At 72.9% G+C, this 26,814-nt stretch carries 22 protein-coding genes; 3 read left to right on the forward strand and 19 right to left on the reverse strand.

Translation table 11 applies throughout. The features are described 5' to 3' along the window. Positions 1 to 52: 52 nt before the first annotated feature. The 3 genes from CHF15_RS18960 to CHF15_RS44955 all read left to right on the forward strand — a co-directional run bounded on the left by CHF15_RS18960 (position 53) and on the right by CHF15_RS44955 (position 2,542). Entirely contained in the window at positions 53 to 1,045 is a 993-nt protein-coding gene (locus tag CHF15_RS18960; RefSeq protein WP_089225019.1) for an aldo/keto reductase, read from the forward strand. Between the two features lie 97 nt (positions 1,046 to 1,142). After that, positions 1,143 to 2,348 (forward strand): PQQ-dependent sugar dehydrogenase, encoded by a 1,206-nt coding sequence (locus tag CHF15_RS18965; protein ID WP_410169651.1) that lies wholly within the window; start codon positions 1,143 to 1,145, stop codon positions 2,346 to 2,348. Between the two features lie 23 nt (positions 2,349 to 2,371). Then, positions 2,372 to 2,542 (forward strand): DUF6191 domain-containing protein, encoded by a 171-nt coding sequence (locus tag CHF15_RS44955; protein WP_179279865.1) that lies wholly within the window; start codon positions 2,372 to 2,374, stop codon positions 2,540 to 2,542. Between the two features lie 29 nt (positions 2,543 to 2,571). Here CHF15_RS44955 and CHF15_RS18970 read toward each other — a convergent pair whose 3' ends face one another. From CHF15_RS18970 to CHF15_RS19060, 19 genes are all read right to left on the reverse strand, one after another. Then, entirely contained in the window at positions 2,572 to 5,649 is a 3,078-nt protein-coding gene (locus CHF15_RS18970) for a helix-turn-helix transcriptional regulator (protein ID WP_089225020.1), read from the reverse strand. A gap of 50 nt (positions 5,650 to 5,699) precedes the next feature. Beyond that, a complete protein-coding gene (locus CHF15_RS18975; protein WP_089225021.1) occupies positions 5,700 to 5,912 on the reverse strand; it encodes a hypothetical protein in 213 nt (70 codons plus the stop codon). A gap of 181 nt (positions 5,913 to 6,093) precedes the next feature. After that, a complete protein-coding gene (locus CHF15_RS18980) occupies positions 6,094 to 6,720 on the reverse strand; it encodes a hypothetical protein (RefSeq protein ID WP_179279866.1) in 627 nt (208 codons plus the stop codon). A gap of 17 nt (positions 6,721 to 6,737) precedes the next feature. After that, a complete protein-coding gene (locus tag CHF15_RS18985; protein WP_089225022.1) occupies positions 6,738 to 8,936 on the reverse strand; it encodes an MMPL family transporter in 2,199 nt (732 codons plus the stop codon). Positions 8,937 to 9,180: 244 nt separating this feature from the next. Then, positions 9,181 to 10,689, reverse strand: coding sequence for an Asp-tRNA(Asn)/Glu-tRNA(Gln) amidotransferase subunit GatB (gatB, locus tag CHF15_RS18990; protein ID WP_089225023.1), 1,509 nt, complete (start codon positions 10,687 to 10,689; stop codon positions 9,181 to 9,183). Between the two features lie 25 nt (positions 10,690 to 10,714). Beyond that, positions 10,715 to 10,963, reverse strand: a complete 249-nt coding sequence (locus CHF15_RS18995) for a hypothetical protein (protein ID WP_089225024.1) — start codon at positions 10,961 to 10,963, stop codon at positions 10,715 to 10,717. Continuing rightward, positions 10,960 to 12,453, reverse strand: a complete 1,494-nt coding sequence (gene gatA / locus CHF15_RS19000; protein ID WP_089225025.1) for an Asp-tRNA(Asn)/Glu-tRNA(Gln) amidotransferase subunit GatA — start codon at positions 12,451 to 12,453, stop codon at positions 10,960 to 10,962. The genes CHF15_RS18995 and gatA overlap by 4 nt, the downstream gene beginning before the upstream one ends. 5 nt (positions 12,454 to 12,458) lie before the next feature. After that, on the reverse strand, positions 12,459 to 12,755 hold the full coding sequence (gene gatC / locus CHF15_RS19005) for an Asp-tRNA(Asn)/Glu-tRNA(Gln) amidotransferase subunit GatC (protein ID WP_018563411.1): 297 nt from the start codon (positions 12,753 to 12,755) through the stop codon (positions 12,459 to 12,461). A 211-nt stretch (positions 12,756 to 12,966) separates the two neighbouring features. Continuing rightward, complete coding sequence (locus CHF15_RS19010) at positions 12,967 to 15,075, reverse strand: putative bifunctional diguanylate cyclase/phosphodiesterase (RefSeq protein ID WP_089225026.1); 2,109 nt, start codon at positions 15,073 to 15,075, stop codon at positions 12,967 to 12,969. Between the two features lie 215 nt (positions 15,076 to 15,290). After that, positions 15,291 to 17,519, reverse strand: coding sequence for an NAD-dependent DNA ligase LigA (gene ligA / locus CHF15_RS19015; RefSeq protein ID WP_089225027.1), 2,229 nt, complete (start codon positions 17,517 to 17,519; stop codon positions 15,291 to 15,293). A gap of 7 nt (positions 17,520 to 17,526) precedes the next feature. Then, a complete protein-coding gene (locus tag CHF15_RS19020; RefSeq protein ID WP_245938928.1) occupies positions 17,527 to 18,492 on the reverse strand; it encodes a methionine synthase in 966 nt (321 codons plus the stop codon). Between the two features lie 92 nt (positions 18,493 to 18,584). Next, complete coding sequence (locus tag CHF15_RS19025) at positions 18,585 to 19,274, reverse strand: SDR family oxidoreductase (protein WP_089225029.1); 690 nt, start codon at positions 19,272 to 19,274, stop codon at positions 18,585 to 18,587. Positions 19,275 to 19,301: 27 nt separating this feature from the next. Beyond that, the gene (locus tag CHF15_RS19030; protein WP_089225030.1) at positions 19,302 to 19,841 is read right to left on the reverse strand and encodes an LOG family protein; all 540 of its coding nucleotides are present in this window, start codon (positions 19,839 to 19,841) and stop codon (positions 19,302 to 19,304) included. An 84-nt stretch (positions 19,842 to 19,925) separates the two neighbouring features. Then, positions 19,926 to 21,089, reverse strand: a complete 1,164-nt coding sequence (mnmA, locus tag CHF15_RS19035; protein WP_089225031.1) for a tRNA 2-thiouridine(34) synthase MnmA — start codon at positions 21,087 to 21,089, stop codon at positions 19,926 to 19,928. A 567-nt stretch (positions 21,090 to 21,656) separates the two neighbouring features. Further along, positions 21,657 to 22,826, reverse strand: a complete 1,170-nt coding sequence (locus CHF15_RS19040) for a cysteine desulfurase family protein (protein WP_089225032.1) — start codon at positions 22,824 to 22,826, stop codon at positions 21,657 to 21,659. Positions 22,827 to 22,896: 70 nt separating this feature from the next. Further along, positions 22,897 to 23,562: a trimeric intracellular cation channel family protein gene (locus CHF15_RS19045; RefSeq protein WP_089225230.1), complete on the reverse strand. Its 666-nt coding sequence runs from the start codon at positions 23,560 to 23,562 to the stop codon at positions 22,897 to 22,899. A 26-nt stretch (positions 23,563 to 23,588) separates the two neighbouring features. Then, the gene (locus CHF15_RS19050) at positions 23,589 to 24,653 is read right to left on the reverse strand and encodes an ABC transporter ATP-binding protein (RefSeq protein WP_089225033.1); all 1,065 of its coding nucleotides are present in this window, start codon (positions 24,651 to 24,653) and stop codon (positions 23,589 to 23,591) included. An 11-nt stretch (positions 24,654 to 24,664) separates the two neighbouring features. Beyond that, on the reverse strand, positions 24,665 to 25,777 hold the full coding sequence (locus CHF15_RS19055) for an ABC transporter ATP-binding protein (protein WP_245938916.1): 1,113 nt from the start codon (positions 25,775 to 25,777) through the stop codon (positions 24,665 to 24,667). Then, the gene (locus CHF15_RS19060; protein WP_089225232.1) at positions 25,774 to 26,772 is read right to left on the reverse strand and encodes an ABC transporter permease; all 999 of its coding nucleotides are present in this window, start codon (positions 26,770 to 26,772) and stop codon (positions 25,774 to 25,776) included. Before CHF15_RS19060 ends, CHF15_RS19055 begins: the two co-directional genes overlap by 4 nt. Between the last annotated feature and the right edge of the window lie 42 nt (positions 26,773 to 26,814).

The following is a 26,814-nucleotide window of genomic DNA, read 5'->3' on the forward strand; positions in this document are numbered from 1 at the left end:
AGGAGGCTATGGCACAGTGGGGCGGCGCGAGAGGTCAGCGGAGGTCAGCCAGGTGGAGCGCAGGACGGTCGGATCAGCGGCTCTGGAGGTGGGCGCCGTCGGCCTCGGATGCATGCCGATGAGCTGGGCGTACACGGCGTCCCGGCAGGACGGCGAATCGTCACTGCGGGCCGTGCACGCGGCGCTCGACCACGGTACGACGCTGCTGGACACCGCCGACATGTACGGGCCGTTCACCAACGAGCTGCTGCTGGGGCGGGTGCTGAGGGAGCGTCGGCGGGAGGTCTTCGTCTCCACCAAGTGCGGGCTGCTCGTCGGAGAGCAGCACCTGGTGGCCAACGGCCGCCCCTCGTACGTGAAGCGGGCCGTCGACGCGTCGCTGCGGCGGCTGCAGACCGACGTGATCGACCTCTACCAGCTGCACCGCGCCGACCCCGAGGTCCCGGTCGAGGAGACGTGGGGCGCGATGTCGGAACTGGTCGCGGCCGGCAAGGTGCGCGCGCTGGGGTGGTGCGCGGTGGGCGCCCGGGCGGCCCGGCGCGCGGGCGCGGGCATATACGACGAGACACTGCGGCAGTTGCGCCGCGCCCAGCAGGTCTTCCCGGTGAGCTGCGTACAGGCGGAGCTGTCGGTGTGGTCGCCCGAGGCGCTGGCCGAACTGCTGCCCTGGTGCACCCAGCGCGGGGTCGGCTTCATGGCCGCGATGCCGCTCGGCAACGGCTTCCTGACGGGCACCCTCACCCCCGGCCAGGGCTTCGAGCCGGACGACGTACGGGCCCGCCATCCCCGGTTCACGGCCGAGATGATGGCCGCCAACCAGCCGATCGTCGCGGGGCTGCGGAGGGTCGCCGAGGTGCACGGCGCGACGCCCGCGCAGGTCGCGCTGGCCTGGGTGCTGGCCCAGGGACGGCAGGTCGTGCCGATACCCGGGGCGAAGCAGCAGCGGTGGACGGCGGAGAACGCCGGGGCCGCGGAACTGCGGCTGACCGAGGAGGACTTCGCGGAGATCGCGGCGCTGCCGCCGGCGCGGGGCTCCTGGGACTGAGGTCGCCACCGTGACGGACGGGGCCGGTTGGTCGCGGGGGAGAACCACGGCCTGCGGTGGGAACCGCGAACGGCCGGGCGGTGTAGTGATGGATGTGATGTTCTTGGAGTCCGAGCCGGAGAACCCCCGGGAGGGAAGCGTGGGACGCCGTGCCGCCGTCGTGACCGCCGCGCTGGCCAGTGCCGCGCTGCTCGCCACCGGATGTTCCCCGGACGGTGGTTCCGCCCCGGCTCCCCCGGCCTCCGCCTCCGTCTCCGCCGCCGAGTCGGCACCGGCCTCCGGAGGCACCGACGAGCCCTCGGCCCCGGCGCGGGGCACGGCGGAGGTGACCGGCACGGTCGCCACCGGGCTCACGACCCCGTGGGGCGTGGCCGCGCTGGCGGAGGGCGATCTGCTGGTGGCCTCCCGGGACACCGGGAGCGTCGTCCGGGTCGCCGCGGGCAGCGGCCGCACCAACCCCGTCGGCACGGTGCCCGGGGTCTCCTCGGGAGGCGAGGGCGGCCTGCTCGGTCTCGCCGTCTCCCGGGACTTCGCCACCGACCACCTGGTGTACGCGTACTTCACCACCGACTCGGACAACCGCATCGCGCGCATGCTCTACGACCCGGCGAAGCCGGCCGGGGAGCAGCTGGGCGCGCCGGACACGATCCTGCGCGGCATCCCGCACGGCGCCATCCACAACGGCGGGCGGATCGCCTTCGGCCCCGACGGCATGCTCTACGCGGGCACGGGCGAGAGCGGCGAACGGGGTCTGGCGCAGGACAAGAAGTCCCTGGGCGGCAAGATCCTGCGGATGACACCCGACGGCGAGCCCGTGCACGGCAATCCGGAGGCGGACTCCGTCGTCTACTCCTACGGCCACCGCAATGTGCAGGGCCTGGCCTGGGACAGCCGGGGGAGGCTGTGGGCCGCGGAGTTCGGGCAGGACACCTGGGACGAGCTCAATCTGATCGAGCCGGGGAAGAACTACGGCTGGCCGGTCGTGGAGGGTCTCGCCCACCGCGACGGCTACGCGGACCCGGTCGCGCAGTGGCGCACCGACGACGCCTCGCCCAGCGGCATCGCCTACGCGGACGGCTCGATCTGGATGGCCTCGCTGCGCGGCGCCCGCCTGTGGCGGATCCCGCTGGTCGGGACGAAGGCCGCGGCCGACCCGCAGGCCTTCCTCGTCGGCGAGTACGGACGCCTGCGCACCGTCCTCGCCGATCCGGACGGCGGACTGCTGCTGACCACCAGCAACACCGACGGCCGCGGCGATCCCCGCAAGGGCGACGACCGCATCCTGCGGCTGCGGGTGAGCTGACCCGACGACACCCTGGGGGTGCGATGTTCAACGCGCTGGACGAGCTGTTCGCTCCGGGCCGCAGGCATGCCGAGGACGAACGCAACCGCCTGGAACTGGTGCGTGACGAGGAGGGCGACGCCGATCCCGGCCGGGGCCCGGTCGACCTGGACTCGGGCGCCGTCCTGATACGTCCGCCGCGGGCCGGCGGCTAGCCGTACGCCTGCCGCCCGCGGGGCGTCACTCAGCCCGGCTGCCCGGCGAACAGCCGCAGCCGGTGGGCGAGCGCGGCCGCTTCGCCGCGGCCCGAGACGCCGAGCTTGGCGAGGATGTTGGAGACGTGCACGCTGGCGGTCTTCGGCGAGATGAACAGTTCCTCGGCGATGCGGCGGTTGGTGTAGCCGGCGGCGACGCGGCGCAGCACCTCGCGCTCGCGCGCCGTCAGGCCGAAGGGCTCCTGCTCCCCGGCGGCTTCGGGGGCGGCGGCCGCCTCCGGCTCCTCCAGCGCCAGCCGGCCGCGCCGGGCGAGCAGCCGGACGGCGTCGCGCAGCGGGACGGCGCCCAGGGAGTCGGCGACCTCGCACGCCCGGCGGAGCAGGGCGGTCGCGTGGTCGCGGGCGCCGGGTTCGTGCAGGGCGAGCAGGGCCTCGGCGTGCCGGAGCCGTACCAGGGCGAGCGGATACGGGCGGTCGAGGGCGGCGTACGCCTCCTCGGCGGCCGCCCAGGGCTCGGGGCCGGTGCACCCTTCGGCGCGCAGCAGTTCCGCCTCGACGAACAGGGCGTGGGCGGCCCACACCGGGGACAACCGGGGCAGCCGGCCCGCCGCCCTGCGGATCAGGGCGAGCGTCTCGGCGCGTCCCGCCTCGGCGCCGGGCAGTCCGAGGGCGTCCGCCTCCACGGCCGCCGCCGTGTGCAGCATGGGCCAGACGTAGCGGTGGAACGCGGGCGGGAACCCGGCTTCCAGTGCGGCCCGTACCGCGGCCCTCGCCTCCAGGAAGCGCCCGCGCCCGGCGGCGACCGCGATGGTGAGATGGCGCAGCGGCAGGGTGTTCTGCGGCTGGTGGTCCTGGGGGCCCAGATGGTCCCGGGCGGCGGCGACCTCGGCCTCGGCGCGGTCGTACTCCCCGCGTCGCACGGCGACATGGGCCAGCAGGGTCGCGGCCCAGCCGAGGTACAGGGCGTGGTTGGTGTTCTCCCGGCCGCGGGCGGCGACCTCGGCCGCCTCGTCCCAGCGGCCGAGGGCGAGCAGGGACTCGGCCTGGTTGGCGGAGGCGAAGGTGACGCCGTCGCGCAGCCCGTGGCGGGTGGCGCTCTCCACTCCCCTGCGGGCCACCGCGATCGCCTCCTCCGAGCGGCCCACGGCCTCCAGCAGGGCGGCGAGGTTGGCGTCGGTGTTCACCGTGAGGCTGCCGTACCGGGCGGCGGCGGCCCGTTCGCGGGCGGCCTCCAGTTCGGCGATGCCGGCGTCGGCGTCACCGGCGTCGGCGAGCAGGATGCCCAGGGTGACCCGGGCGTGCAGCTCGGTCTCCTCGGCGCCGACCAGCCGGGCCAGTTCGATGGCGCGCTCCGCCGTGGCGATGCTGTCCGGCCCCGGGTCGTGCATCATGTCCCAGCCGGCAGCGCTCTCCAGCACCTCGGCGTGGACCGGTGACGGCGGGAGCCCGCGGACGAGTTCCTGGGCCTCGGCGATCTCCGCCCAGCCGTCGCCGCGGCCCATGGCGACCATCAGCCGGGAGCGCTGGATCCAGAACCAGGCGGCGCGCAGCGGGTCCCCGGAGCGCTCCAGCAGGCGCAGCGCCCGCTTGGTGACCTCGTAGGCGCCCTCGCGGTCGGCGCTCAGGCGCGCGGCCACAGTCGTCTCGGCAAGCAGGTCCATGTACTGCAGGGGCCTGCCGGCCGGGTGGCAGCCGCCGGGGTCCCCCGTGCCGGAGTCCGGGGTCGTGGGAGGGAACACCTCGACGTAGTCGACGGGCCGCAGTTCCTCGCGGACGTCCGCGGGGGTGTCGTCCCACAGCTCCAGGGCGCGTTCGAGCAGCCGGTGCTGTTCGGCGTAGGCGTGACGGCGGCGTGCCTCGACGGAGGCGGCCAGCACGGCGGGCAGCGCCTTGGCGGGCTCGTGGGCGTGGTACCAGTAACTGGCCAGCCTGGCGGGGAGTTCGTCGGCGGGCACCAGGCCGGGGTCGGTCTCCAGTGCCCGCGCGTAGCGGCGGTTGATGCGGCTGCGCTCACCGGGCAGCAGGTCGTCGCCGACGGCCTCGCGGACCAGCGAGTGCCGGAAGCGGTAGCCGTCGCCGTCGTCGGTGGGCAGCAGGATCTTGGCGCCCACGGCGGAGCGCAGGGCCTCGATGAGCTCGTCCTCGCCGAGCCCGGCGACGGCCTCCAGCAGCCTGTACTCGACGGCGGAGCCGCCCTCGGCGACGACGCGGGCGACGCGCTGCGCGGTCTCGGGCAGTGTCTCGACGCGGACGAGCAGCAGGTCGCGCAGGCTGTCGCTGAGTCCGGTGCGGCAGCCCTGGGTGATGCTGCAGGCCAGTTCCTCGACGAAGAAGGGGTTGCCGTCGGAGCGGCCGAAGACCCGGTCGACCAGGCTCGGGGAGGGCTCGGAGTCGAGGATGCCGGCGACCTGGGCACGGACCTCGGCGCGCGTGAAGCGGGACAGTTCGAGGCGGGCGACGGAACGCATCCGGTCGAGTTCGGCGAGGAAGGGCCGCAGCGGGTGGCGGCGGTGGATGTCGTCGGAGCGGTAGGTGGCCAGGACGACGAGCCGGCCGCGGGAGAGCGAGCGCAGCAGGTAGCCGAGGAGTTCGCGGGTCGAGCGGTCGGCCCAGTGCAGGTCCTCCAGCGCGACGACGAGCGTGCGCTCCTCCGAGAGCCGTTCCAGCAGCCGCGAGGTGAGCTCGAAGAGCCGGGCGCGGCCGTGCTCGTCGCGCTGGTCCGCGAGCGGGTCGGGGCCGTCCGTCCCGCCCAGCCCCGGCAGCAGGCGGGCGAGTTCGGCCTCGCTGCCGGCGGCCGCGGCGACGAGTTCGTCGCCGAGCCGGCGGTGCAGGGCGCGCAGGATCGTCGCGACGGGTGCGAACGGCAGTCCGTCCGCGCCGATCTCCACGCAGGCGCCGACGGCGGTGACGGTCGCCGGTCCGTCCTGGGCCGCGGCGAGGAACTCCTCGACGAGCCGGGTCTTGCCGACGCCCGCCTCGCCGCCGATCACCAGCGCCTGCGGCTCGCCCGCGTGGGCGCGGGCGAGCGCGGAGGTGAGGCGGGTCAGTTCGCGGGTGCGTCCGACGAACACCGGGCTGACCGACTGGTTCTGCACGGTCCCGAGCATCGCACGGGGCCCTGACGGCGCGGTACCTGTTTCCACCGGCACCGCGGTGCTCATCCGGCGGCCCTCGGCCGCCGGATGAGCCGGCCGGCCCTCCTGGCGTGCCGCCTTCCCTCGTCCTGGTCGGCGGCGGTCACCCGGCGGCCGGCGGCGGCGCGGGCGGCCTCTCGGGCGGCCTCACGTGCCTGGCGGGCCAGGCGGTACCGGGCGGCCTCGCGCAGCAGTTGCTCCGCCTTCTCGCGGCCCAGCAGTTCGTGGGTGTACATCCGTTGCTCCTCGGGTTCGGGACCGATGGTCCGGAGGTCTTCTCCGTGCCATCAGCCTCGTCCCCGAGGGGGGTGGGGCGCATCGGGCAACCGCCCAGGCTTCGGGGGTGCGGATGCCTTAGTCCGCGCGGCGGACCACTCAGGCCGCCGGGACACCCGAGCGGCGCCCTCCCCGGAGGTCTCAGCCGCCGGACGAGACCGGGGTCTCGGCCACGGTCGGCAGCCCGCCGAAGAGGTCGAACCACGTCCCGGCGGCGACGAACAGCCCCAGCACGCCGAGGGCGAGACCGCCCCAGGCGACGGCGCGCACCCAGGGCGCGGAGTTCCGTCCGGCGAGCAGCACGGCCCCGAGGAGGACGAGGGCCACCAGCGCGCAGACGCCGTTGACGGCGGCCGTGGTGTGCCAGGGCGCGCCGTATATCTGCTCGATCTGCTGGGCGGGGCTGCCGGAGGAGGTGTTGATCTGCCCGATCAGCTGCCGCCGCTCGGCCAGTACGGTGCCCAGCCAGGTTCCGGTGAGGGACGCGAGGCCGAGGGCGGCGCCGACGACGGCCGCCGCACCGGGGACGACCCCGGCGTGGGCGGCGGGGGCGTCCGCCGTGCCGGTGGTCTCCGGCTCGTCGGCGTCGTCGGACTCGTCGGACTCGTCGGTGTCCTGCGGCGGCTCGCCGGTCGTGGCGGGCGCGGTGACGGGCGGCGCCGTTTCGGGCGCGGTCGCGTCCGTCGCGCCGTCGTCCTCGGTCCGGTCGGGCCCGGCGTCCGCGGCGAGTTCGCCGGCATCCGCGCCGTGGGTCTTGGTGGTCTCCATGGGCGGCAACCGTACGGTCAGATTATGAGAGCTTTCTGAGAGCCGGCCTCGTCCGCGGCGGCCGGAGCGGGCTCCGCCGGGCCCTCGATGCAGATCCGCGGCAGCCGGCGCTCCAGCCAGCGTGGCAGCCACCAGTTCCAGTCGCCCAGCATGTGCATCAGCGCCGGTACGAGCAGCGTCCGCAGGATGAAGGCGTCGAGCGCGACGGCGGCCGCCAGCCCGATGCCGAACATCGCGATCACGCGGTCGCCGCTGAGCACGAAGGCCAGGAAGACGGAGATCATGATGACCGCGGCCGAGTTGATCACGCGGCTGGTCTCGGCGAGGCCGACCCGGACCGCGCGGCGGTTGTCACGGGTCTCGCGCCACTCCTCGTACATCCGGCTGACGAGGAAGACCTGGTAGTCCATGGAGAGCCCGAAGAGCACCGAGACCATGATCACCGGCAGGAAGGGCTCGATCGGGCCGGCCGCCCCCAGCCCCAGCAGCTCGCTCCCCCAGCCCCACTGGAAGATCGCGACCACGATGCCGAAGGACGACGCGACGGCGGCGATGTTCATGACCGCGGCCTTGAGCGGGATGCCGAAGCTGCGGAAGGCCAGCAGCAGGAGCACGCAGCCCAGACCGATGACGGAGCCCACGAAGAGCGGCAGCTTGCCGACGATCACCGAGGCGAAGTCCGCGTAGCCCGCGGTGACACCGCCGACGTACACCTCCAGAGAGGTGCCCTCGGTGGCCTCGGGAATGACGTCCTCGCGCAGGTGGGCGACGAGCCGGTCGGTGGCCTGGTCCTGCGGGGATGTGGTGGGGACGACGTCGATGACGTCCGGCCCGCTGCCGTGCTGCGGCTGCTCCATGTGCACCGCGGCGACGCCCTCGGTGCGCGCCAGGACGGCGGTGAGCTGCTCCAGCGCCGCGCGGTCGGCGGCGTCGCCGGACTTGGCGACCAGCTGCAGCGGGCCGTTGAAGCCCGGTCCGAAGCCCTCGGAGAGCATGTCGTACGCCTGGCGGGTGGTGGTGCCCGCGGCGCTGTTGCCCTGGTCGGAGGCGCCCAGGTGGAGGGAGGTCGTGGGCAGGGCCAGCACGAGCATCACGACGGCGGCGACCGCGCCGAGCACCTTGGGGTGCCGTTCGACGAAGGCGGACCAGCGGGCCGCGAACCCGGTCGGCAGTTCGGGCGACGGCCCGTGCTCGACGAGCCGGCGCCGCTCCCGGCGGCTGAGCGCCTTCATGCCGATGGTGCCCAGCAGCGCGGGCAGCAGCGTCACCGAGGCGGCGACGGTGAGGATCACGGTGAGGGAGGCGGCGATCGCGACGCCGTTGAGGAAGGACAGCCGCAGGATCAGCATGCCGAGCAGGGCCACGCAGACCGTGCCGCCGGCGAAGACCACCGCCCTGCCGGTCGTGGCGACCGCCTTCTCGGCGGCCTCCCGTACCGGCAGTCCCTGCTTCAGGCCTCTGCGGTGGCGGGTGACGATGAACAGGGCGTAGTCGATGCCGACGCCCAGGCCGATCAGCAGGCCGAGCATCGGCGCGAAGTCGGCGACCCTGATCAGGTGGCCGAGCAGCTGGACCGCCATGTACGCGGTGCCCACGCTGACCAGCGCGGTGACGATCGGCATGAACATCGCGAAGAGCGAGCCGAAGGCCACCAGCAGCACCACGGCCGCCACGGCGACGCCCACGACCTCGCTCATGTGCCCGCCGCCGCCCTCGGTGAGCGCGATGGCGCCACCGCCCAGGGCGACCTGGGTGTTGTCGTCGGCGGCGGCCCTGGCGGTGTCGACGACCTGCTGCACCTGGCCGGCGTGCAGGTCGTCCGAGGGCCTGTCGAACATCACCGTCGCATAGGCGGTGTGCCCGTCGCGGCTGATCTGCCCGGCACCCTCGGTGCCGTAGGGGCTGGTCACCGAGGCGACCCCGGGGAGTTCGGCCACCTTGTCCAGCGTGCCGGTCAGGCGCTCCCTGACGGACGCGACACCGACGGTTCCCTTGTCGGTGTGCCAGACGATCGTGTCGCTGTCGCCGGCCGAGCCTGGGAAGGCCTCCTTCAGCAGGGCGGTCGCCTTGCTGGAGTCGGTGCCCTTGATGTCGTAGTCGTTCGAGTAGGCGGACCCGGCGACCAGGGCGGCCGTGGACAGACCGAGGAGGGCGACGAGCCACAGCAGGACGACGGCGAGACGGCGGTCGAGGCACCAGCGGGCAAGGGCGGCCATTGCTCTCCCTGGGGTTGCGCGGATCTTTCAGGCCGGCGAAGAGCCCGCAAAGAACACAACACGTACGTCTTCGACTGAACCAGGAAGAAAAGATCGTTGGCCGCGTTCGTGCGCTGAATCACACCCCGCGAGGGGAATTTATGTCGCCCTTACAAGCGGCCGACCTGCGACGACGCGGAAGGGGCGGGCCCCCGACCGGGAGCCCGCCCCTTGCGTACCTGCCGGCCTGGACGGCCGCGCCCGATCAGCCCTGGACGCCCAGCTTCTCCAGCACGAGCTCGCGCACGCGCTTGGCGTCGGCCTGACCACGGGTGATCTTCATGACGGCGCCGATGAGCGCGCCCGCGGCCGCCAGGTTGCCGCCGCGGATCTTGTCCGCGACGGCGGCGTTGGCCGCGATGGCCTCGTCGACGGCCGCGCCGAGCGCGCCCTCGTCCGAGACGACCTTCAGGCCGCGCTTGTCCACGACCGCGTCCGGCTCGCCCTCGCCGGCCAGCACGCCTTCGATGACCTGGCGGGCCAGCTTGTCGTTGAGCGAGCCCTCGGCCACCAGCGCCGCCACCCGGGCCACCTGGGCCGGGGTGATGGGCAGGGCGCCCAGTTCCACGCCGTCCTCGTTGGAACGGCGGGCCAGCTCGCCCATCCACCACTTGCGTGCGGCGGCCGCGTCGGCGCCCGCCTCCATGGTGGCGACGATCAGGTCGATCGCGCCGGCGTTGAGCACCGACTGCATCTCGTGGTCGGAGATGCCCCAGTCCTTCTGAAGGCGCGCCCGGCGCACCCGCGGGAGCTCCGGCAGACCGGCCCGCAGCTCCTCGACCCACTCGCGGGCCGGGGCGACGGGGACGAGGTCGGGCTCCGGGAAGTACCGGTAGTCCTCCGCCTCCTCCTTGATCCGGCCGGAGGTGGTGGAGCCGGTGTCCTCGTGGAAGTGCCGGGTCTCCTGGACGATCGTGCCGCCCGAGGAGAGCACGGCCGCGTGCCGCTGGATCTCGAAGCGGACGGCCCGCTCGACGCTGCGCAGCGAGTTCACGTTCTTGGTCTCGCTGCGGGTGCCGAACTTCTCCCGGCCGAGGGGGCGCAGCGACAGGTTGACGTCGCAGCGCATCTGGCCCATCTCCATGCGGGCCTCGGAGACGCCCAGCGCCTTGATCAGCTCGCGCAGCTCGGTCACGTACGCCTTGGCGACCTCGGGCGCGCGCTCACCGGCGCCCTCGATCGGCTTGGTGACGATCTCGATCAGCGGGATGCCGGCCCGGTTGTAGTCCAGCAGCGAGTGCGAGGCGCCGTGGATTCGGCCGGTGGCCCCGCCCACGTGCGTGGACTTGCCGGTGTCCTCCTCCATGTGGGCGCGCTCGATCTCCACACGGAAGACCTCGCCGTCCTCCAGCTGGACGTCCAGATAGCCGTTGAAGGCGATCGGCTCGTCGTACTGGGAGGTCTGGAAGTTCTTCGGCATGTCCGGATAGAAGTAGTTCTTCCGGGCGAAGCGGCACCACTGCGCGATCTCGCAGTTGAGCGCCAGGCCGATCTTGATCGCCGACTCGATGCCGGTCGCGTTGACGGCCGGCAGCGCGCCGGGCATGCCCAGGCACACCGGGCACACCTGGCTGTTGGGCTCGGCGCCGAGTGTCGTCGAGCAGCCGCAGAACATCTTTGTCTTGGTGCCGAGCTCGACGTGGACCTCGAGGCCCATCACCGGGTCATAGGACGCGAGCGCGTCCTCGTACGACACCAGGTCCGTGACGGTCACAGTTCCGATACCTCTCAGTTCCCCGTCAGGATGACAACACGTCGAAGTCGGTGTCGTCGCCGAGCCGCCGCAGCTGGCGGACCAGCAGGGCCACGCCGGTGGCGATGGCGGCGGCGCTCACGACGGCATCGATCAGCAGCAGCGTGTCGCTGTCGGCCCGGCCGCGCTTCATCTGCCGTGCCACACCGACCGCGCCAAAGAGCGTGGTGCCGATCGACAGGTAGGTGCCGGACTTGCTCTTCTTGAAGCCCTTGGCCTTCTCGAGCTTGCTCACAGGATCGGTGCCTCCTCCAGCAGCGGGTGCCCCCAGCGTGCGGTGAACGCCGCTTCGACGGCCGCACCGACACGGTAGAGGCGGTCGTCGGCCATGGCCGGGGCGATGATCTGCAGACCGACCGGGAGCCCGTCCTCGGAAGCGAGGCCGCAGGGCACGGACATGGCGGCGTTGCCCGCCAGGTTGGCCGGGATGGTGCACAGGTCGGCGAGGTACATCGCCATCGGGTCGTCCGCGCGCTCGCCGATCGGGAACGCGGTGGTGGGGGTGGTCGGCGAGATCACCACGTCGACCTGCTGGAAGGAGCGCTCGAAGTCCCGCGAGATCAGGGTGCGGACCTTCTGGGCGCTGCCGTAGTAGGCGTCGTAGTAGCCGGAGCTGAGCGCGTACGTGCCGAGCATGATGCGGCGCTTGACCTCGGGGCCGAAGCCGGCCTCGCGGGTGAGGGCGGTGACGTCCTCGGCGCTGCGGGTGCCGTCGTCGCCGACCCGCAGGCCGTAGCGCAGGCCATCGAAGCGGGCCAGGTTGGACGAGCACTCGGACGGCGCGATCAGGTAGTACGCGGCGAGCGCGTACTCGAAGGACGGGCAGGACAGCTCGACGACCTCGGCCCCGAGCTCGCGCAGCAGCTCGACGGACTCGTTGAACCGCTCCATGACGCCGGCCTGGTAGCCCTCGCCGGCGAACTCCTTGATGACGCCGACCCGCAGGCCCCTGACGTCGCCGTTGCGCGCGGCCTCGACGACCGGCGGGACGGGGGCGTCGATGGAGGTGGAGTCCATCGGGTCGTAGCCCGCGATGACCTCGTGCAGCAGCGCCGCGTCCAGCACGGTGCGGGCGCAGGGGCCGCCCTGGTCGAGGGAGGAGCTGAAGGCGACCATGCCGTAGCGGGAGACCCCGCCGTAGGTGGGCTTGACGCCGACCGTGCCGGTGACGGCGGCCGGCTGGCGGATGGAGCCGCCGGTGTCGGTGCCGATGGCCAGCGGGGCCTGGAAGGAGGCCAGGGCGGCCGACGAACCGCCGCCGGAGCCGCCGGGGATGCGGGTGAGGTCCCACGGGTTGCCGGTGGGGCCGTAGGCGCTGTTCTCGGTGGAGGACCCCATGGCGAACTCGTCCATGTTGGTCTTGCCGAGGATGACGATGCCGGCCTGCTTGAGGCGGGCGGTCAGCGTCGCGTCGTACGGCGGGATCCAGCCCTCGAGCATCTTGGAGCCGACGGTCGTCGGGATGCCCTTGGTGGTGAAGATGTCCTTCAGCGCCAGCGGGACGCCCGCGAGCGGGCCGAGCTTCTCGCCCGCGGCGCGCTTGTCGTCGACGGCCTTGGCGGCCTTCAGGGCGCCCTCGGTGTCGACGTGCAGGAAGGCGTGGACCTTCTCGTCGACCGCGCCGATGCGGTCGAGGTGGGCCTGGGCGACCTCGACGGCGGACGTCTCGCCGGAGGCGACGGCGGCCGCGGTCTGCGCGGCGGTGAGCCTGGTCAGATCGGTCATCGTGATCAGTCCTCCCCCAGGATCTGCGGCACCTTGAAGCGCTGCTGCTCCTGGGCGGGCGCGCCGGACAGCGCCTCCGCCGGGGTCAGACTGGGCCTGACCTCGTCAGGGCGCATGACGTTCGTCAGCGGCAGCGGGTGGGAGGTCGGCGGTACGTCCTCGCCGGCCACCTCGGAGACGCGGGCGACCGCGCCGATGATGGCGTCGAGCTGTCCGGCGAAGTGGTCGAGCTCTTCGTCCTTCAGCTCCAGACGCGACAGCCGGCCGAGGTGGGCGACCTCCTCGCGCGTGATGCCTGGCATGCAGCGATCCTCTGGGGGTGAGTTTGGTCTTTTCGCGCCCAATCCTATGGGCGCGGGCGCCCCGGGGGCGAAACGGTTTGCGCTTCGCCCGGTCGGGGTGCGCCGGGACGGGCCGGCCGGGCCCGTGGTGCCGCCGGGGCGGGTGGGGTCCACGGGGCGCCGACGACGCGACGCGGGGGGTGCGGGCCCGCAGGTCGCGGGCCCGCAAACGTTACTGCGCGTCGGGGACGGCGGCCCGCTCCTTCGCGGCCTCCAGCTCCGCCGGGCGGCGCCATCCGGAACGGCCGCGCAGCCGCAGCCAGGCCGTGGTCTCCTCCGGGGGCATCGCGGCGGCGACGAGCCAGCCCTGGATCGCGTCGCAGCCCAGGTCCCGCAGGCGCTCCCACGTCTCGTCGTCCTCGACGCCCTCCGCCACGACGAGGAGTCCGAGGGAGTGGGCGAGGTCGACCGTGCAGCGCACGATCTCCGCGTCCTCGGCGTCGACGGACAGCCGCGCCACGAACGAGCGGTCGATCTTCAGCTCGCTGACCGGCAGCCGCCGCAGATGCACCAGGGAGGAGTACCCGGTGCCGAAGTCGTCCAGCGACATCTTCACCCCGTGTCCGGTCAGCCCGGCCATGGTGTCGGCGGCGCGCTGCGGGTCCTCCAGCAGCACGTGCTCGGTGATCTCCAGCTGCAGCGCCCCCGGCGGGACCCCGTGCCGGGCCAGGCGTGCGGCGACGGCCCCGGCGAACCCGGGCGAGTGGACGTCGCGGGGCGAGACGTTGACGGCGACGGGGACGTCGAGCCCCATCGCGCGCCACCGGGCGACCTGGCCTAGGGCGGTCTCCAGGACGTACTCGGTGAGCTGCGGCATGAGCCCGGAGGTCTCGGCGATCGCGATGAACTCCTCGGGGCTGACCCGGCCGCGCTCGGGGTGCACCCAGCGGACCAGCGCCTCCAGCCCGGCGACCTGCCCGTCGAAGCGGACCTTCGGCTGGTAGTGCAGCTCGACCTCGCCGCGGTCCAGCGCCCGGCGCAGGTCGCCGAGCAGGCCCAGGCGGTCGGGGGTGTTGCCGTCGCGGGAGGACTCGTAGACCTCGACCCCGCTGCGGTCACGTTTCGCCTGGTACATCGCGACGTCGGCGCGGCGCAGCAGGCCCTCGGCGTCACCGGCGTGATCGGGGTAGACGGCGACCCCGGCGCTGGCCTCGAGGACCAGGGTCAGGCCGTCGAGACTTAACGGCGAACTCAGCGCGGCGACCAGGGCCCTGGCGATGCGCTGGGCGCGGGTCGGCGCGTCGCAGGTGGGGAGCAGGACGGCGAACTCGTCGCCGCCGAGCCGGGCGACCTCGGCGCCGCGCGGCAGGGCGAGCCGCAGGCGGTCGGCGATCTGCAGCAGCAGCCGGTCGCCGGCCATGTGGCCGAGGGTGTCGTTGACGGAACGGAACTTGTCGAGGTCGATCAGGACCAGCGCGGCGCGCTCGCCGCTGCGGGCGGCGTCGTCCAGCGCGGTCCAGGTGCGCTCCAGCAGCCACTGACGGTTGGGCAGTCCGGTGAGCGGGTCGCGCAGTTGCTCCTCGGCGCGGGCGTGCGCGATCCAGAGCGTGGAGTCGAGTGCGATCAGGGGCACGGCGAACAGCGGCAGCAGCAGGGGCAGATCGGCCGCGACGATGATGATCAGCGGGGAGATGCCGAGCAGTGCGACGCCGACGAAGCCCTGGCGTATCAGCGCGGTGCGGGCCACGGTGGGCAGTGCCCCGGCGCGCGGCACGATCGCGTACCACAGGAGGGTGCGGGTCGCGGCGAGGTAGCCGAGTGCCGCGGCGAGCACCGCGGGGACGGCGGCCATCCCCCATGTGGCGGGCTGCCAGGGCTGTTCGACGGACGGGTGGATGCCGAAGACGGAGAGCGCGAGCGAGGCCGCGCCGATGCCGAGGATGTCCACGGCGCCGTGCAGCAGCGCCTCGCGCCAGCGGTGCCGGCGGGCCGCGCCGACCAGGACGACCACGGCCAGGCTGACCAGCACCGCGGGCACCCAGCCGTAGAGCAGCAGCATGGCGAGCGTCAGCGCGGCGCCGGAGCCGGTGCCGCCCCACCAGCGGTCCCGGCCCATGGCGACCAGGTGGCCGACGATGATGCCGGTGAGCACGGCGAAGGCCCAGCCGACGTCGCCGCCGGGGAAGAAGGCGTTGCCGTCCACGAGTATCCGGACGACGCCCACCACCAGGGCCGCCGCGGCAGCGCCCACGACCGAGTACCTGAGTGCCGCCGCGGGCAGCACCGGCGCGGCCGGTCCGAGCAGCCGCTGCGCCGGTCCGGCGCTGTCCGTCGGTTCCATGCCCGTACCCTCTCGCAGCCGCGTGCGCCGTTCCACCACACGCCCTTGCCCGCGGCATTGACCGCCGGGCTGCTGGAGGGCCCATGCCCGAAGGCGCGCCTCTCAACAGTAGGCCGATAAAGGCTGTCACGGGCACCGATCGGCTGCTGTTGCCCGGAATGGATCCCACCCTCCCGGATCGTTCCCCTATGGGCCGAAAGGGTGATGATGGGGTGTCAGCCCTCCGGGTTCACGGCCGCCTCCCGGGCCGCGTCGGCGCCCTGCCCGAGCAGCACGGCGAAGCCGTCCTCGTCCAGGATCGGCACCTTCAGCTGCACCGCCTTGTCGTACTTGGAGCCCGGGCTGTCGCCGACGACCACGAAGTCGGTCTTCTTGGAGACCGATCCGGTGACCTTGGCCCCGCGGCTCACGAGCGCCTCCTTCGCGCCGTCCCGGGTGTGGGTGGCGAGGGTGCCGGTGACGACGACGGTGAGGCCCTCCAGTGGACGCGGCCCCTCGTCGGAGCCCTCCTCGGTGAAGCGGACCCCGGCCGCCTTCCACTTGCGCAGGATCTCGCGGTGCCACTCCTCCTCGTACCACTGCTTGAGGGAGGCCGCGATGATCCCGCCGACGCCGTCGACACCCGCCAGTCGCTCCTCGTCGGCGGCGAAGACGGCGTCCAGGTCGCGGAACTCGCGGGCCAGGGCCTCGGCGGCGACCGGGCCGACGTGACGGATCGACAGGCCCGCGATGATCCGGGCGAGCGGCCGCTCCTTGGCCTGCTGGATGTTCTCCAGCATGGCCACCGCGTTCTTCTTCAGCTCGCCCTGCTGGTTGGCGAAGACCGAGACGACCTTCTCCTGACCGGTCTCCGGGTCGCGCTTGGGCAGGCCGGTGTTCTGGTCGAGGACGTGGGCGCGGATGGGCAGCAGGTCCTCGGCGGTGATGCCGAACAGGTCGCCCTCGTCGCTCAGCGGCGGCTCGGCGGGTTCCAGCGGCCGGGTGAGCGCGGCGGAGGCGACGTAGCCGAAGTTCTCGATGTCCAGGCACCTGCGGCCGCCCAGGTAGAACAGCCGTTCCCGGATCTGCGCCGGGCAGCCCCGCGCGTTGGGGCAGCGCAGGTCGATGTCGCCCTCCTTCATCGGCCGCAGCGGGGTGCCGCACTCGGGGCACTGGGCGGGCATCACGAACGCGCGCTCGCTGCCGTCCCGCAGGTCGACGACGGGGCCGAGGATCTCCGGGATGACGTCACCGGCCTTGCGCAGCACGACGGTGTCGCCGATCAGCACGCCCTTGGCCTTGACCACGTCCTGGTTGTGCAGGGTGGCGAACTCGACCTCGGAGCCGGCCACCGTGACCGGCTCGACCACCGCGTACGGCGTCACGCGGCCCGTGCGGCCCACGCCGACCCGGATGTCGACCAGCTTGGTGTTGACCTCCTCCGGCGCGTACTTCCACGCGATGGCCCAGCGCGGCGCGCGGGCGGTGGAGCCGAGCCGGCCCTGCAGCGGGATCTCGTCGACCTTGACGACGATGCCGTCGATCTCGTGCTCGACGTCGTGGCGGTGCTCGCCGTAGTAGGCGATGGCCTCCTTGACCTCGGCGAGCGTGCCGACCACGCGGGCGTACCTGGTGGTGGGCAGGCCCCACTCGTGCAGCAGCTCGTAGGCGTGCGACTGGCAGTCGATGGTGAAGCCCTCGCGGGCGCCGATGCCGTGCACCACCATGTGCAGCGGGCGGCTCGCGGTGACCCGGGGGTCCTTCTGCCGCAGGGAGCCGGCGGCGGCGTTGCGCGGGTTGGCGAAGGGCTTGTCGCCCGCCTCGACCAGGCGGGCGTTGAGCTCCTCGAACTTCTCCATGGGGAAGAAGACCTCGCCGCGGATCTCGACCAGCGCGGGGACGCGCTCCCCCGCCAGCCGGTCCGGGATCTCGGCGATGGTGCGGACGTTGGGCGTGATGTCCTCGCCGGTGCGGCCGTCGCCGCGGGTGGCGCCGCGCACCAGGCGGCCGTTCTCGTACGTGAGGTTGACGGCGAGGCCGTCGACCTTCAGCTCGCACAGGAAGTGGTAGGTGCCGCCCTCGCCCGCCGGGGGGCCCAGCTCCGCGGCGAGGCGCTCCGCCCAGGCGTTCAGCTCCTCCTCGGTGAAGGCGTTGTCGAGGGAGAGCATGCGCTCGCGGTGCTCGACGGAGGTGAACTCCGTCGCATAGGCGCCGGACACCTTCTGAGTCGGCGAGTCCGGCGTGCGCAGCGAGGGGTGCTCGTCCTCCAGCGCCTCCAGCCGCCGCAGCAGCTTGTCGAACTCGGCGTCGCTGACGACCGGCTGGTCCTTGACGTAGTAGCGGAAGCGGTGCTCCTCGACCTGCTCGGCAAGGGAGGCGTGCAGCTCGCGCGCCTGCGCCGGCACGTCCTCGTTCCTGGCGCCCTCGGGGATCACGGAGTCCTCCACGTCCACGTCCTTCCTCATCCCATCCTCACTCAGGGTTGTCGACGAGCGAGCGTGCCGCCTTCGCGCAGTGCACGAGTGCGGCACGGGCATAGGCCGGCGAGGCCCCCGCCAGACCGCAGGACGGGGTCACCGCCACGGAGGTGCCCAGATCCCCCGGGGACAGCCCCAGCCTGCGCCACAGCGCCCGAACACCACTGACGCTACCCGCAGGGTCCGACAATGGGGCATCGGTACCCGGGACGACACCGGTGAAGAGCGCGGTTCCCGCCTCGGCCGCCTCACCGAAGGCGTCCCAGTCACTCTCCGTGAGCAGCGAGAAATCGAACGACACCCCCGCCACCCCGGCCCTCCGCAGCAGCGCGAAGGGCACCTCCGGCGCGCAGGAGTGCGCGATCACGGGCACGCCGTCCCCAGCGCCTACGGCCGCCATGACGTCCCGCAGCGCGCCCTCGACGACGCCCCGGTCCACCGCACGGTGCGTGCGGTAGCCGCTGGCGGACCTGACCCGGCCCTGGAGCACGGCGGTCAGCGAGGGCTCGTCCAGCTGCAGCACGGGCTGTGCGCCGGGCACGCGCCGGCGCACGTCCTCCAGGTGCAGCCGCAGCCCCTCGCCGAGCGAGGCGGCCAGGTCGCGGCAGGCCCCGGGGTCGGAGAGCGCCGCCTCGCCGTTCTTCAGCTCGACGGAGGCCGCGAGCGTCCACGGCCCGACGGCCTGGAGCTTGAGGGGGCCCTCGTAGCCCTGGGTGAACTCCTCCAGGGCGTCCAGGTCCTCCCCCAGCCACGCCCCGGCCCGGCGGGTGTCCCGGCCCGGGCGGTCGCCGAAGCGCCATCCGCTGGGCTCCACGCGCGCGTACAGCTCGACCAGCATCCCGAGCGTACGGCCGATCATGTCGGCGCCCGGGCCGCGCGCGGGCAGCTCCGGCAGGAACGGCAGCGCCTCGAGCGCCCCGGTCGCCGTCCGTGCCGCCTCGCGCGCGTCACCTCCCGGCATCGACCCCACACCGGTGGCCGCCCCTTCGGGCAGCCGGAACTTCGCTTCGGTACCTTCCGTGCTCACCGGTGCAGCCTACGACGGCGGGCCGGTCAGGCTCCCGGCCGGATCGTCAGGTCGTTGATCTCGGCGTCCCGCGGCAGGTCGATCGCCGTCAGGATCGCCGTCGCGACCGACTCGGGGGCGATCCAGCGCGAGGGGTCGTACGCCTTGCCCTCCTGCTGGTGCACCTTGGCCTGCATCGGCGTGGCGGTGCGCCCCGGGTAGACGGAGGTGACCCGCACCCCGTTGGCGTGCTCCTCGTGGCGCAGGGAGTCTGCGAGCGCCTTGAGGCCGTGCTTGCTGGCCGCGTAGGCGCCCCACTCGGCGTGCGCGTTGAGCCCGGCGCCGGAGTTGACGAAGACCACGTGGCCGCGGGAGAGCCGCAGTTGGGGCAGAAGGAGGCGGGTCAGCTCGGCGGGGGCGACGAGGTTGGCGGCGAGCGTCCGGTTCCAGGTCTTCGGGGTGAGCTCGCCCACCTGCCCCAGGTCCACGACGCCCGCGATGTGCAGCAGGGAGTCCAGCCGGTCCGGCGGCGACTGGTGGCCCAGCGCCCAGGACAGCCGCTCCGGCTCCGCGAGGTCGCCGACGAGGGTGCGCGCGCCCGGGAAGCGGTCGGCCAGTTCCTTGGCGCGTCCGGCGTCGCGGGCCAGCAGCCACAGTTCGTCGCCGCGTTCGAGGAGGCGCTGCGCCACGACGGCGCCGATGCCGGAGCCCGCGCCGGTGATCAGGTGAATCGACATGGGCCCCATGCTGTCATCCCCGCCGGCTCACACGATGCCGGCGTTCTCCTCCAGGTAGGCGAGCGCCGCGACCCCGTCCTCGGCGAAGAACACCAGGTCGGTGAGGGGCAGCGGCAGGAAGCCCTCCGCGTCCATGCGCTGGAACTGCTCCTTGAGCCCGTCGTAGAAGCCCGCCGTGTTGAGCAGGACGACCGGCTTGGTGTGCAGGCGGTGCTTCTTCAGCTCCAGGATCTCGGTCGCCTCGTCCAGCGTGCCGGTGCCGCCCACCATGACCACCACGGCGTCCGCGCGGGCCAGCAGCTCCGCCTTGCGCTCGGCGAGGTCGGCCGCGATCACCATCTCGTCCGCGCCCTTGCGGGCCTTGGCCGCGAGGAACTCGACCGAGACCCCGACCAGGCGCCCGCCGTGCTCCTGCACCCCGTCCGCCATCACCTTCATCAGGCCCACGTCCGAGCCGCCCCACACCAGGGTGTGGCCGCCCTTGCCGATCAACTCGGCGAACTGGCGGGCCGGCTCGGTGTAGCGGGGCTCGAGGTCGGCGGCGGAGAGGAAGACGCAGATGTTCATGCGGGCCAGTCTCGCGCATGGCGCCGGACGCCGGGCAGGGGGGCGCCCGGCCCGTTCCGTGACCCGCGCTCGGAGGGGCAGGCGTCAGGCGCTCGCGGCGGCGCGCGGGCTGCGCTCCGTCGTCGCGATCGTCGCCGAGCCGACGACGCGCGTGCCGTCGTAGAGCACGACCGCCTGGCCCGGCGCGACGCCGCGGACGGCTCCGCCGGTGAAACGGACGCTGAGCTCTCCGTCGGCCAGCTCGGCCGTGACGGGCACGTCGTCGCCGTGGGCGCGCAGCTGGGCGGTGTACGTACGCGGCCCGGCGCCGTCGGGCGCGGTGCCGCACCAGCGCGGGCGGATCGCCGTCAGGGCCGTGACGTCCAGCGCCTCGGCCGGGCCGACGGTCACCGTGTTGTTCACCGGCGAGATGTCGAGCACGTAGCGCGGCTTGCCGTCGGCGGCGGGCACGCCCAGGCGCAGGCCCTTGCGCTGGCCCACGGTGTAGCCGTAGGCGCCGGAGTGGGTGCCCAGGCGCTTGCCGTCCTCGTCGAGGATGTCGCCCTCGGCGGTGCCGAGACGTCGCGCGAGGAAGCCCTGGGTGTCGCCGTCCGTGATGAAGCAGATGTCGTGGCTGTCGGGCTTCTTCGCGACGGACAGGCCGCGGCGGGCCGCCTCCGCCCGGATCTCGTCCTTGGTGGTGAGGGTGTCGCCGAGCGGGAACATGGCGTGCGCCAGCTGCCGCTCGTCGAGGACGCCCAGCACGTACGACTGGTCCTTGGCCGCGTCGGAGGCGCGGTGCAGCTCGCGGGAGCCGTCAGCGTTGACGACGACGGTGGCGTAGTGGCCGGTGCACACGGCGTCGAAGCCGAGGGCGATCGCCTTGTCGAGCAGCGCGGCGAACTTGATCTTCTCGTTGCAGCGCAGGCAGGGGTTGGGCGTACGGCCCGCGGCGTACTCGGCGACGAAGTCGTCGACGACGTCGGCGCGGAAGCGGTCGGCGAGGTCCCAGATGTAGAAGGGGATGCCGATCACGTCGGCGGCGCGGCGGGCGTCGTGGCTGTCCTCGATCGTGCAGCAGCCGCGGGCACCGGTGCGGAAGGACTGCGGGTTCGCGGAGAGGGCGAGGTGCACGCCCGTGACGTCGTGCCCCGCTTCGGCGGCGCGGGCGGCCGCCACGGCCGAGTCGACGCCACCGCTCATCGCGGCGAGCACGCGGAGGCGACGGCCGTCGCCAGGGCCTGTGGGTGCACCGGGGAAGTCAGTCATAGCGCCTCCTAGAGTACGGCGCCCCGGCGCCGGTTCGCGGGGCCGGTCGCCGCGGGGCCCTTGCGGGCTGCGGGTGTGTGGGCGAGTGCGGGTGCGTTGCGCCTGCGGCGGGCGGTCTCCCACCCACCCGTTGCCGCCTGCGTTACGTGAACGCGGGTGCGGGTGTGTGGCCGGGTACCGCTGCGTTGCACCTGCGGTGCCCTTTAACGGGTGTGCGGACGAGTGCCGGTGCGTTGCGCCTGCGGCGGGCGGTCTCCCACCCGCCCACCCGTTGCCCCCTGCGTTGCGTGAGCGGAAAGGCGGCACACCGCCGCAGGCCGCCGACGCACAGCGACCACCCACGGCAGCCATCCGCACACGCGCACGGTGCCGCACGGGTGGCGGGCGGAAAGGCGGCACACCGCCGCAGGCCGCCGACGCACAGCGACCACCCACAGGAGCCACCCGCACACGCCCACGGTGCCGCACGGGTGGGCGGGCGGGGAAGGCCCGCCGCAGGCGCAACGGCGCGCGAGCCGCCCGCGAACCGGCACCGGACGCAACGCGAGGGCGAGGGCGCCGCGGGCGTTACATCAGGCCCGCGCTGCGGGCGCGGGCCACCGCGGGGGCGATGGCCTCGCCGAGGACCGCGACGTCCTCCGCCGTCGAGGTGTGCCCGAGGGAGAACCGCAGGGAGCCCCGCGCGAGGTCGGGGTCGGCGCCCATGGCCAGGAGGACGTGGCTGGGCTGGGGGACGCCGGCGGTGCACGCGGAGCCGGTGGAGCACTCGATGCCCTGGGCGTCGAGCAGCATCAGCAGGGAGTCGCCCTCGCACCCGGGGAAGGAGAAGTGGGCGCCGGCGGGGAGGCGGCCTCCGGGGGTGGGGTCGCCGTTGAGGATGGCCTCGGGGACGGCCTCGCGGACCCGGGCGACCAGGTCGTCGCGCAGGGCGCCGATCTCCCGCGCGAAGTCCTCGTGACGTTCGGCGGCCAGCGCCGCGGCGACGGCGAACGCGGCGACCGCGGGCACGTCCAGCGTGCCGGAGCGTACGCCGCGCTCCTGACCGCCGCCGTGGAGGATGGGGACCGGGCCGATCTCGCGCCGGAGCACCAGCGCGCCGACCCCGTACGGGCCGCCGACCTTGTGCCCGGTGACGGTCATCGCGTCGAGCCCGGACGCCGCGAAGTCGACCTCGACCTGACCGAGGGCCTGGACGGCGTCGGAGTGCAGCGGCACCTCGAACTCCCGCGCCACCTCGCTGAGTTCCGCGATCGGGAAGACCGTGCCGACCTCGTTGTTGGCCCACATCACCGTGGCGAGCGCCACATCGCCGGGGTCGCGGGCGATGGCCTCCCGCAGGGCCTCGGGGTGGACGCGCCCGTAGGCGTCGACCGGGAGCCATTCGACCCGGGCGCCCTCGTGCGTGGCGAGCCAGTCGACGGCGTCGAGGACGGCGTGGTGCTCGACGGGGCTGGCGAGGACCCGGGTGCGCCGCGGGTCGGCGTCGTGGCGGGCCCAGTACAGACCCTTGACCGCGAGGTTGTCGGCCTCGGTGCCGCCCGCGGTGAACACGATCTCGCTGGGGCGGGCGCCGAGCGCGGCGGCGAGGGACTCGCGGGACTCCTCCACCGTGCGCCTGGCCCGGCGGCCGGCCGCGTGGAGGGAGGATGCGTTGCCCGTGACGGCGAGGTGCGCGGTCATCGCCTCGACCGCCTCCGGCAGCATCGGGGTCGTGGCGGCGTGGTCGAGGTAGGCCATGATGAGCGTGATTCTACGGCCGCCGCGGCGCCTGCCCGGACCGAGGCCCGCCCTCCCGGGCGGTGCCCCGCTACAGGTGGAGTTCCTCCGCCGCGGTGGTGCGCCGGTGCCAGGCGCGGGGGGCGCGCCAGTGGTAGCGCATGGCCAGCAGTCTGAGGGCGAAGGCGCAGAGGACGGCGAGGACCCCGGTGGCGGGGGTCAGGGCCTGGAACTTGATGAGCACCACCACGACGGTGGCCCCCACGATGGCCGGTACCGCGTACAGGTCGCGGTCCCAGCGCAGCAGGGAGGGGACCTCGTTGCCGAGCAGGTCGCGCAGCACGCCCCCGCCGACGGCGGTGGCGAGGCCGAGGGTGGCGGACGCCGTGAGGTTGAGGCCGTAGTCGTAGGCCTTGGTGGTGCCGGCGACGCAGAAGAGGCCGAGGCCGGCGGCGTCGAAGACGTTGATGGTGGTGTTGATCCGCTCGACCTGGGGGTGCAGGAAGAACACCACCGTGGTGGCGATCAGCGGGGTGAGGAAGTACCCGAGGTCGGTGAAGGCGGCCGGCGGGACCGCTCCGATGATCAGGTCCCTGATCAGCCCTCCGCCCAGCGCGGTGACCTCGGCGAGCACCGCCATGCCGAAGACGTCGTAGTTCTTGCGTACGGCGAGCAGAGCGCCGGAGATCGCGAAGACGAAGATTCCGACGAGGTCGAGCACGTGCTGGACGGAGTGGCTGAACAGTTCGGTGTGCACCGGCTCCATTGTGCCGGGTGCCGGGGTTACGCCTTTTCGGCCGTCTTCCCGGCCGTACCGCCGCCGGAGTCGCCGGAGTCACCGGTGTTCTCCGGGTGGTGGCAGGCGACCTCGTGCCCGGTGGCCAGGGTGACCAGCGGGGGCTCCGTGGTCTTGCAGACCTCGGTCGCCTTCCAGCAGCGGGTGTGGAAGCGGCAGCCGGACGGCGGGGAGATCGGCGACGGGACGTCGCCGGTCAGCAGGATCCGCTCGCGCTTGGCGCGCCGCTTGGGGTCCGGCACCGGCACCGCGGAGAGCAGCGCGTTGGTGTACGGGTGCATCGGCTTGGTGTAGAGGTCCTCGCGGTCGGCGACCTCGACGATCTTGCCGAGGTACATGACCGCGATGCGGTCCGACACGTGCCGGATGACCGACAGGTCGTGCGCGATGATCACGTAGGTCAGGCCGAGCTCGCTCTGCAGGTCGTCCAGGAGGTTGACCACCTGGGCCTGGATGGAGACGTCGAGCGCCGACACCGGCTCGTCCGCGACCACGAGCTTGGGCTTGAGCGCCAGCGCGCGGGCGATGCCGATGCGCTGCCGCTGGCCGCCGGAGAACTCGTGCGGGTAGCGGTTGTAGTGCTCGGGGTTGAGGCCGACCAGCTCCAGGAGGTTCTGGACCTCCCGCTTCACCCCGTTCTCCGTCTGCACCTTCTGCAGCCGGAACGGCGCGCCGACAATGGTGCCGACGGTGTGCCGCGGGTTGAGGGAGGAGTACGGGTCCTGGAAGATCATCTGCACGTCGCGGCGGAGCGGGCGCATGCCCGCGGTGCCCAGGTGCGTGATGTCGCGGCCCTCGAACTCGATCTTCCCGCCGGTCGGTTCGAGCAGCCGGGTGATCAGCCGGCCCATGGTGGACTTGCCGCACCCGGACTCGCCGACCACGCCGAGGGTCTCCCCGGGGTTGACGTGGAAGTCGATGCCGTCGACGGCCTTGACCGCGCCGACCTGACGGCGCAGCAGGCCCTTGGTGATCGGGAAGTGCTTGACCAGGCCGCTCACCTTGAGCAGCGCATCCGACCCGTCGGCGGTCGACTGCTGGGGGATCGTCATCTCCTGGCCTTTCACAGCTTCGGCGCAATCTCTTCGGTCCAGATGCGCTCCCGGTCCGCCGCGCTCAGGTGGCAGGCGGCGTGGTGCCGGCTGCCGACCTCGCTCAGTTCCGGAACGACGGTGGTGCTGGCGCCGCCGGTGAGCTCCGCGTACGGGCAGCGCGGGTGGAAGGCGCAGCCGGACGGCACGTTGATCAGGCTCGGCGGAGACCCCTTGACCGGGTTGAGCCGTTCGGTGCGCTCACGGTCCAGGCGGGGCATCGAGCCCAGCAGGCCCCAGGTGTAGGGGTGCTGCGGCTCGTAGAAGACCTTGTCGGCCGGCCCGCGCTCCACACAGCGACCGCCGTACATCACCAGGATGTCGTCCGCGAGCTCGGCGACGACGCCGAGGTCGTGGGTGATGATGATGACCGCGGAGCCGAACTCCTTCTGCAGGTCCCGGATCAGGTCCAGGATCTGCGCCTGCACGGTCACGTCGAGCGCGGTGGTCGGCTCGTCCGCGATGAGCAGGTCGGGGTTGTTGGACAGCGCCATGGCGATCATCGCGCGCTGCCGCATGCCGCCGGAGAACTGGTGCGGGTAGTCGTCGACGCGCTTGTCGGGCTGCGGGATGCCGACGCGGTCGAGCATCTCGATCGCGCGCTTGCGGGCCACGGCCTTGGACACGTCGTGGTGCACCCGGTACGCCTCGACGATCTGCGCGCCGACGGTGAAGTAGGGGTGCATCGCCGACAGCGGGTCCTGGAAGATCATCGCGACGTCCTTGCCGCGCAGCCGCCGGACCTCGTCCGGGTCGGCCGAGATCAGTTCCCTGCCCTCGAGCCAGATCTCGCCGGACATCCGGGCCTTGCTGCGGCCGTACTGGCCGGCCCGGTGCAGACCCATGATCGCCAGCGACGTGACGGACTTGCCGGAGCCGGACTCGCCGACGATGCCGAGGGTCTTGCCCTTCTCCAGCTGGAAGGAGAGGCCGTCGACGGACTTCACCAGGCCGTCGTCGGTCGGGAAGTGCACCTTGAGGTCGCGGACCTCCAGGAACGCCGTGGGCTTCGCCTTCCCGGCCACCGGCTCGTTCGGGGCGGAGTCCGCCCCGGTGCCGGACTTCTGGATGGGGAGGTCGGTCATGACAGCCTCACGCGCGGGTCGACGACGGCGTACAGCAGGTCTACGAGGAGGTTCGCCACCACCACGGCGACGGCCGCGATCAGCGTGACGCCGAGGATCAGCGGGAAGTCCTTGTCCGAGATCGCCTTCACCGCCGCCTGGCCGATACCGGGCAGGCTGAACGTCGTCTCGGTGAGGATCGCGCCGCCGACGAGGGCGCCGAGGTCCATGCCGAGGATGGTCAGCACCGGCGTCATGGTCGAGCGCATGGCGTGCTTGCCGATGACGACCGGCTCACGCAGGCCCTTGGCCCGCGCGGTGCGGATGTAGTCCTCGCCCATGATCTCGAGCATGGTGGCCCGGGTCATCCGGGCGTACATGGCCGCGTAGAGGAAGGCGAGGGTGACCCATGGCAGCAGCATGCCGCCGAACCAGCCGGAGGCCGATTCACCGAACGGCACATATTGGCCGTCGATCCATCCCAGGCCGTAGACGACCACCGCCAGGGCGATCATGCCGGTGAAGTAGATGGGGAGCGAGACGCCGGCGAGCGCGACCGTCATCAGGGTGCGGTCGAGCGCGGAGCCGCGCTTGAGAGCGGAGACGACACCGGTGCCGACACCGACGACGACCCAGATGACGCAGGCGCCGGCGGCCAGCTGCATGGTCACCGGGAGACGGTCGGTCAGGACCGGCCAGATCGCCTGCTCGTTGCGGAAGGAGTAGCCGAAGCAGGGGGCGGAGCAGTGGGTGACGTCCGTGCCGTTGGCGTAGTCACGCCCGGCGACCAGCCCCCACAGGAACTTGCCGAACTGCACGAGGATGGGGTCGTCGAGGCCCATCTTCTTCCGAATGCCCTCAAGCGAGGCCGGGTCCGCCTGCTTCCCGATGAAGTAGGTGGCGGGGTCGACACCGACCCATTTGGGGATCAGGAAGAAGATCCCGAAGGTCACCAATGTGATGACCAGCAACATGACGACGACAGCGAACAGTCGCCGGATGATGTATGCAAGCACTGTGCTCGGCCCGGCGGCGGCCCGGGGGTTCCCCGGGCCGCC

This window comes from Actinacidiphila glaucinigra (genome assembly GCF_900188405.1).
GTDB lineage: Bacteria > Actinomycetota > Actinomycetes > Streptomycetales > Streptomycetaceae > Actinacidiphila > Actinacidiphila glaucinigra.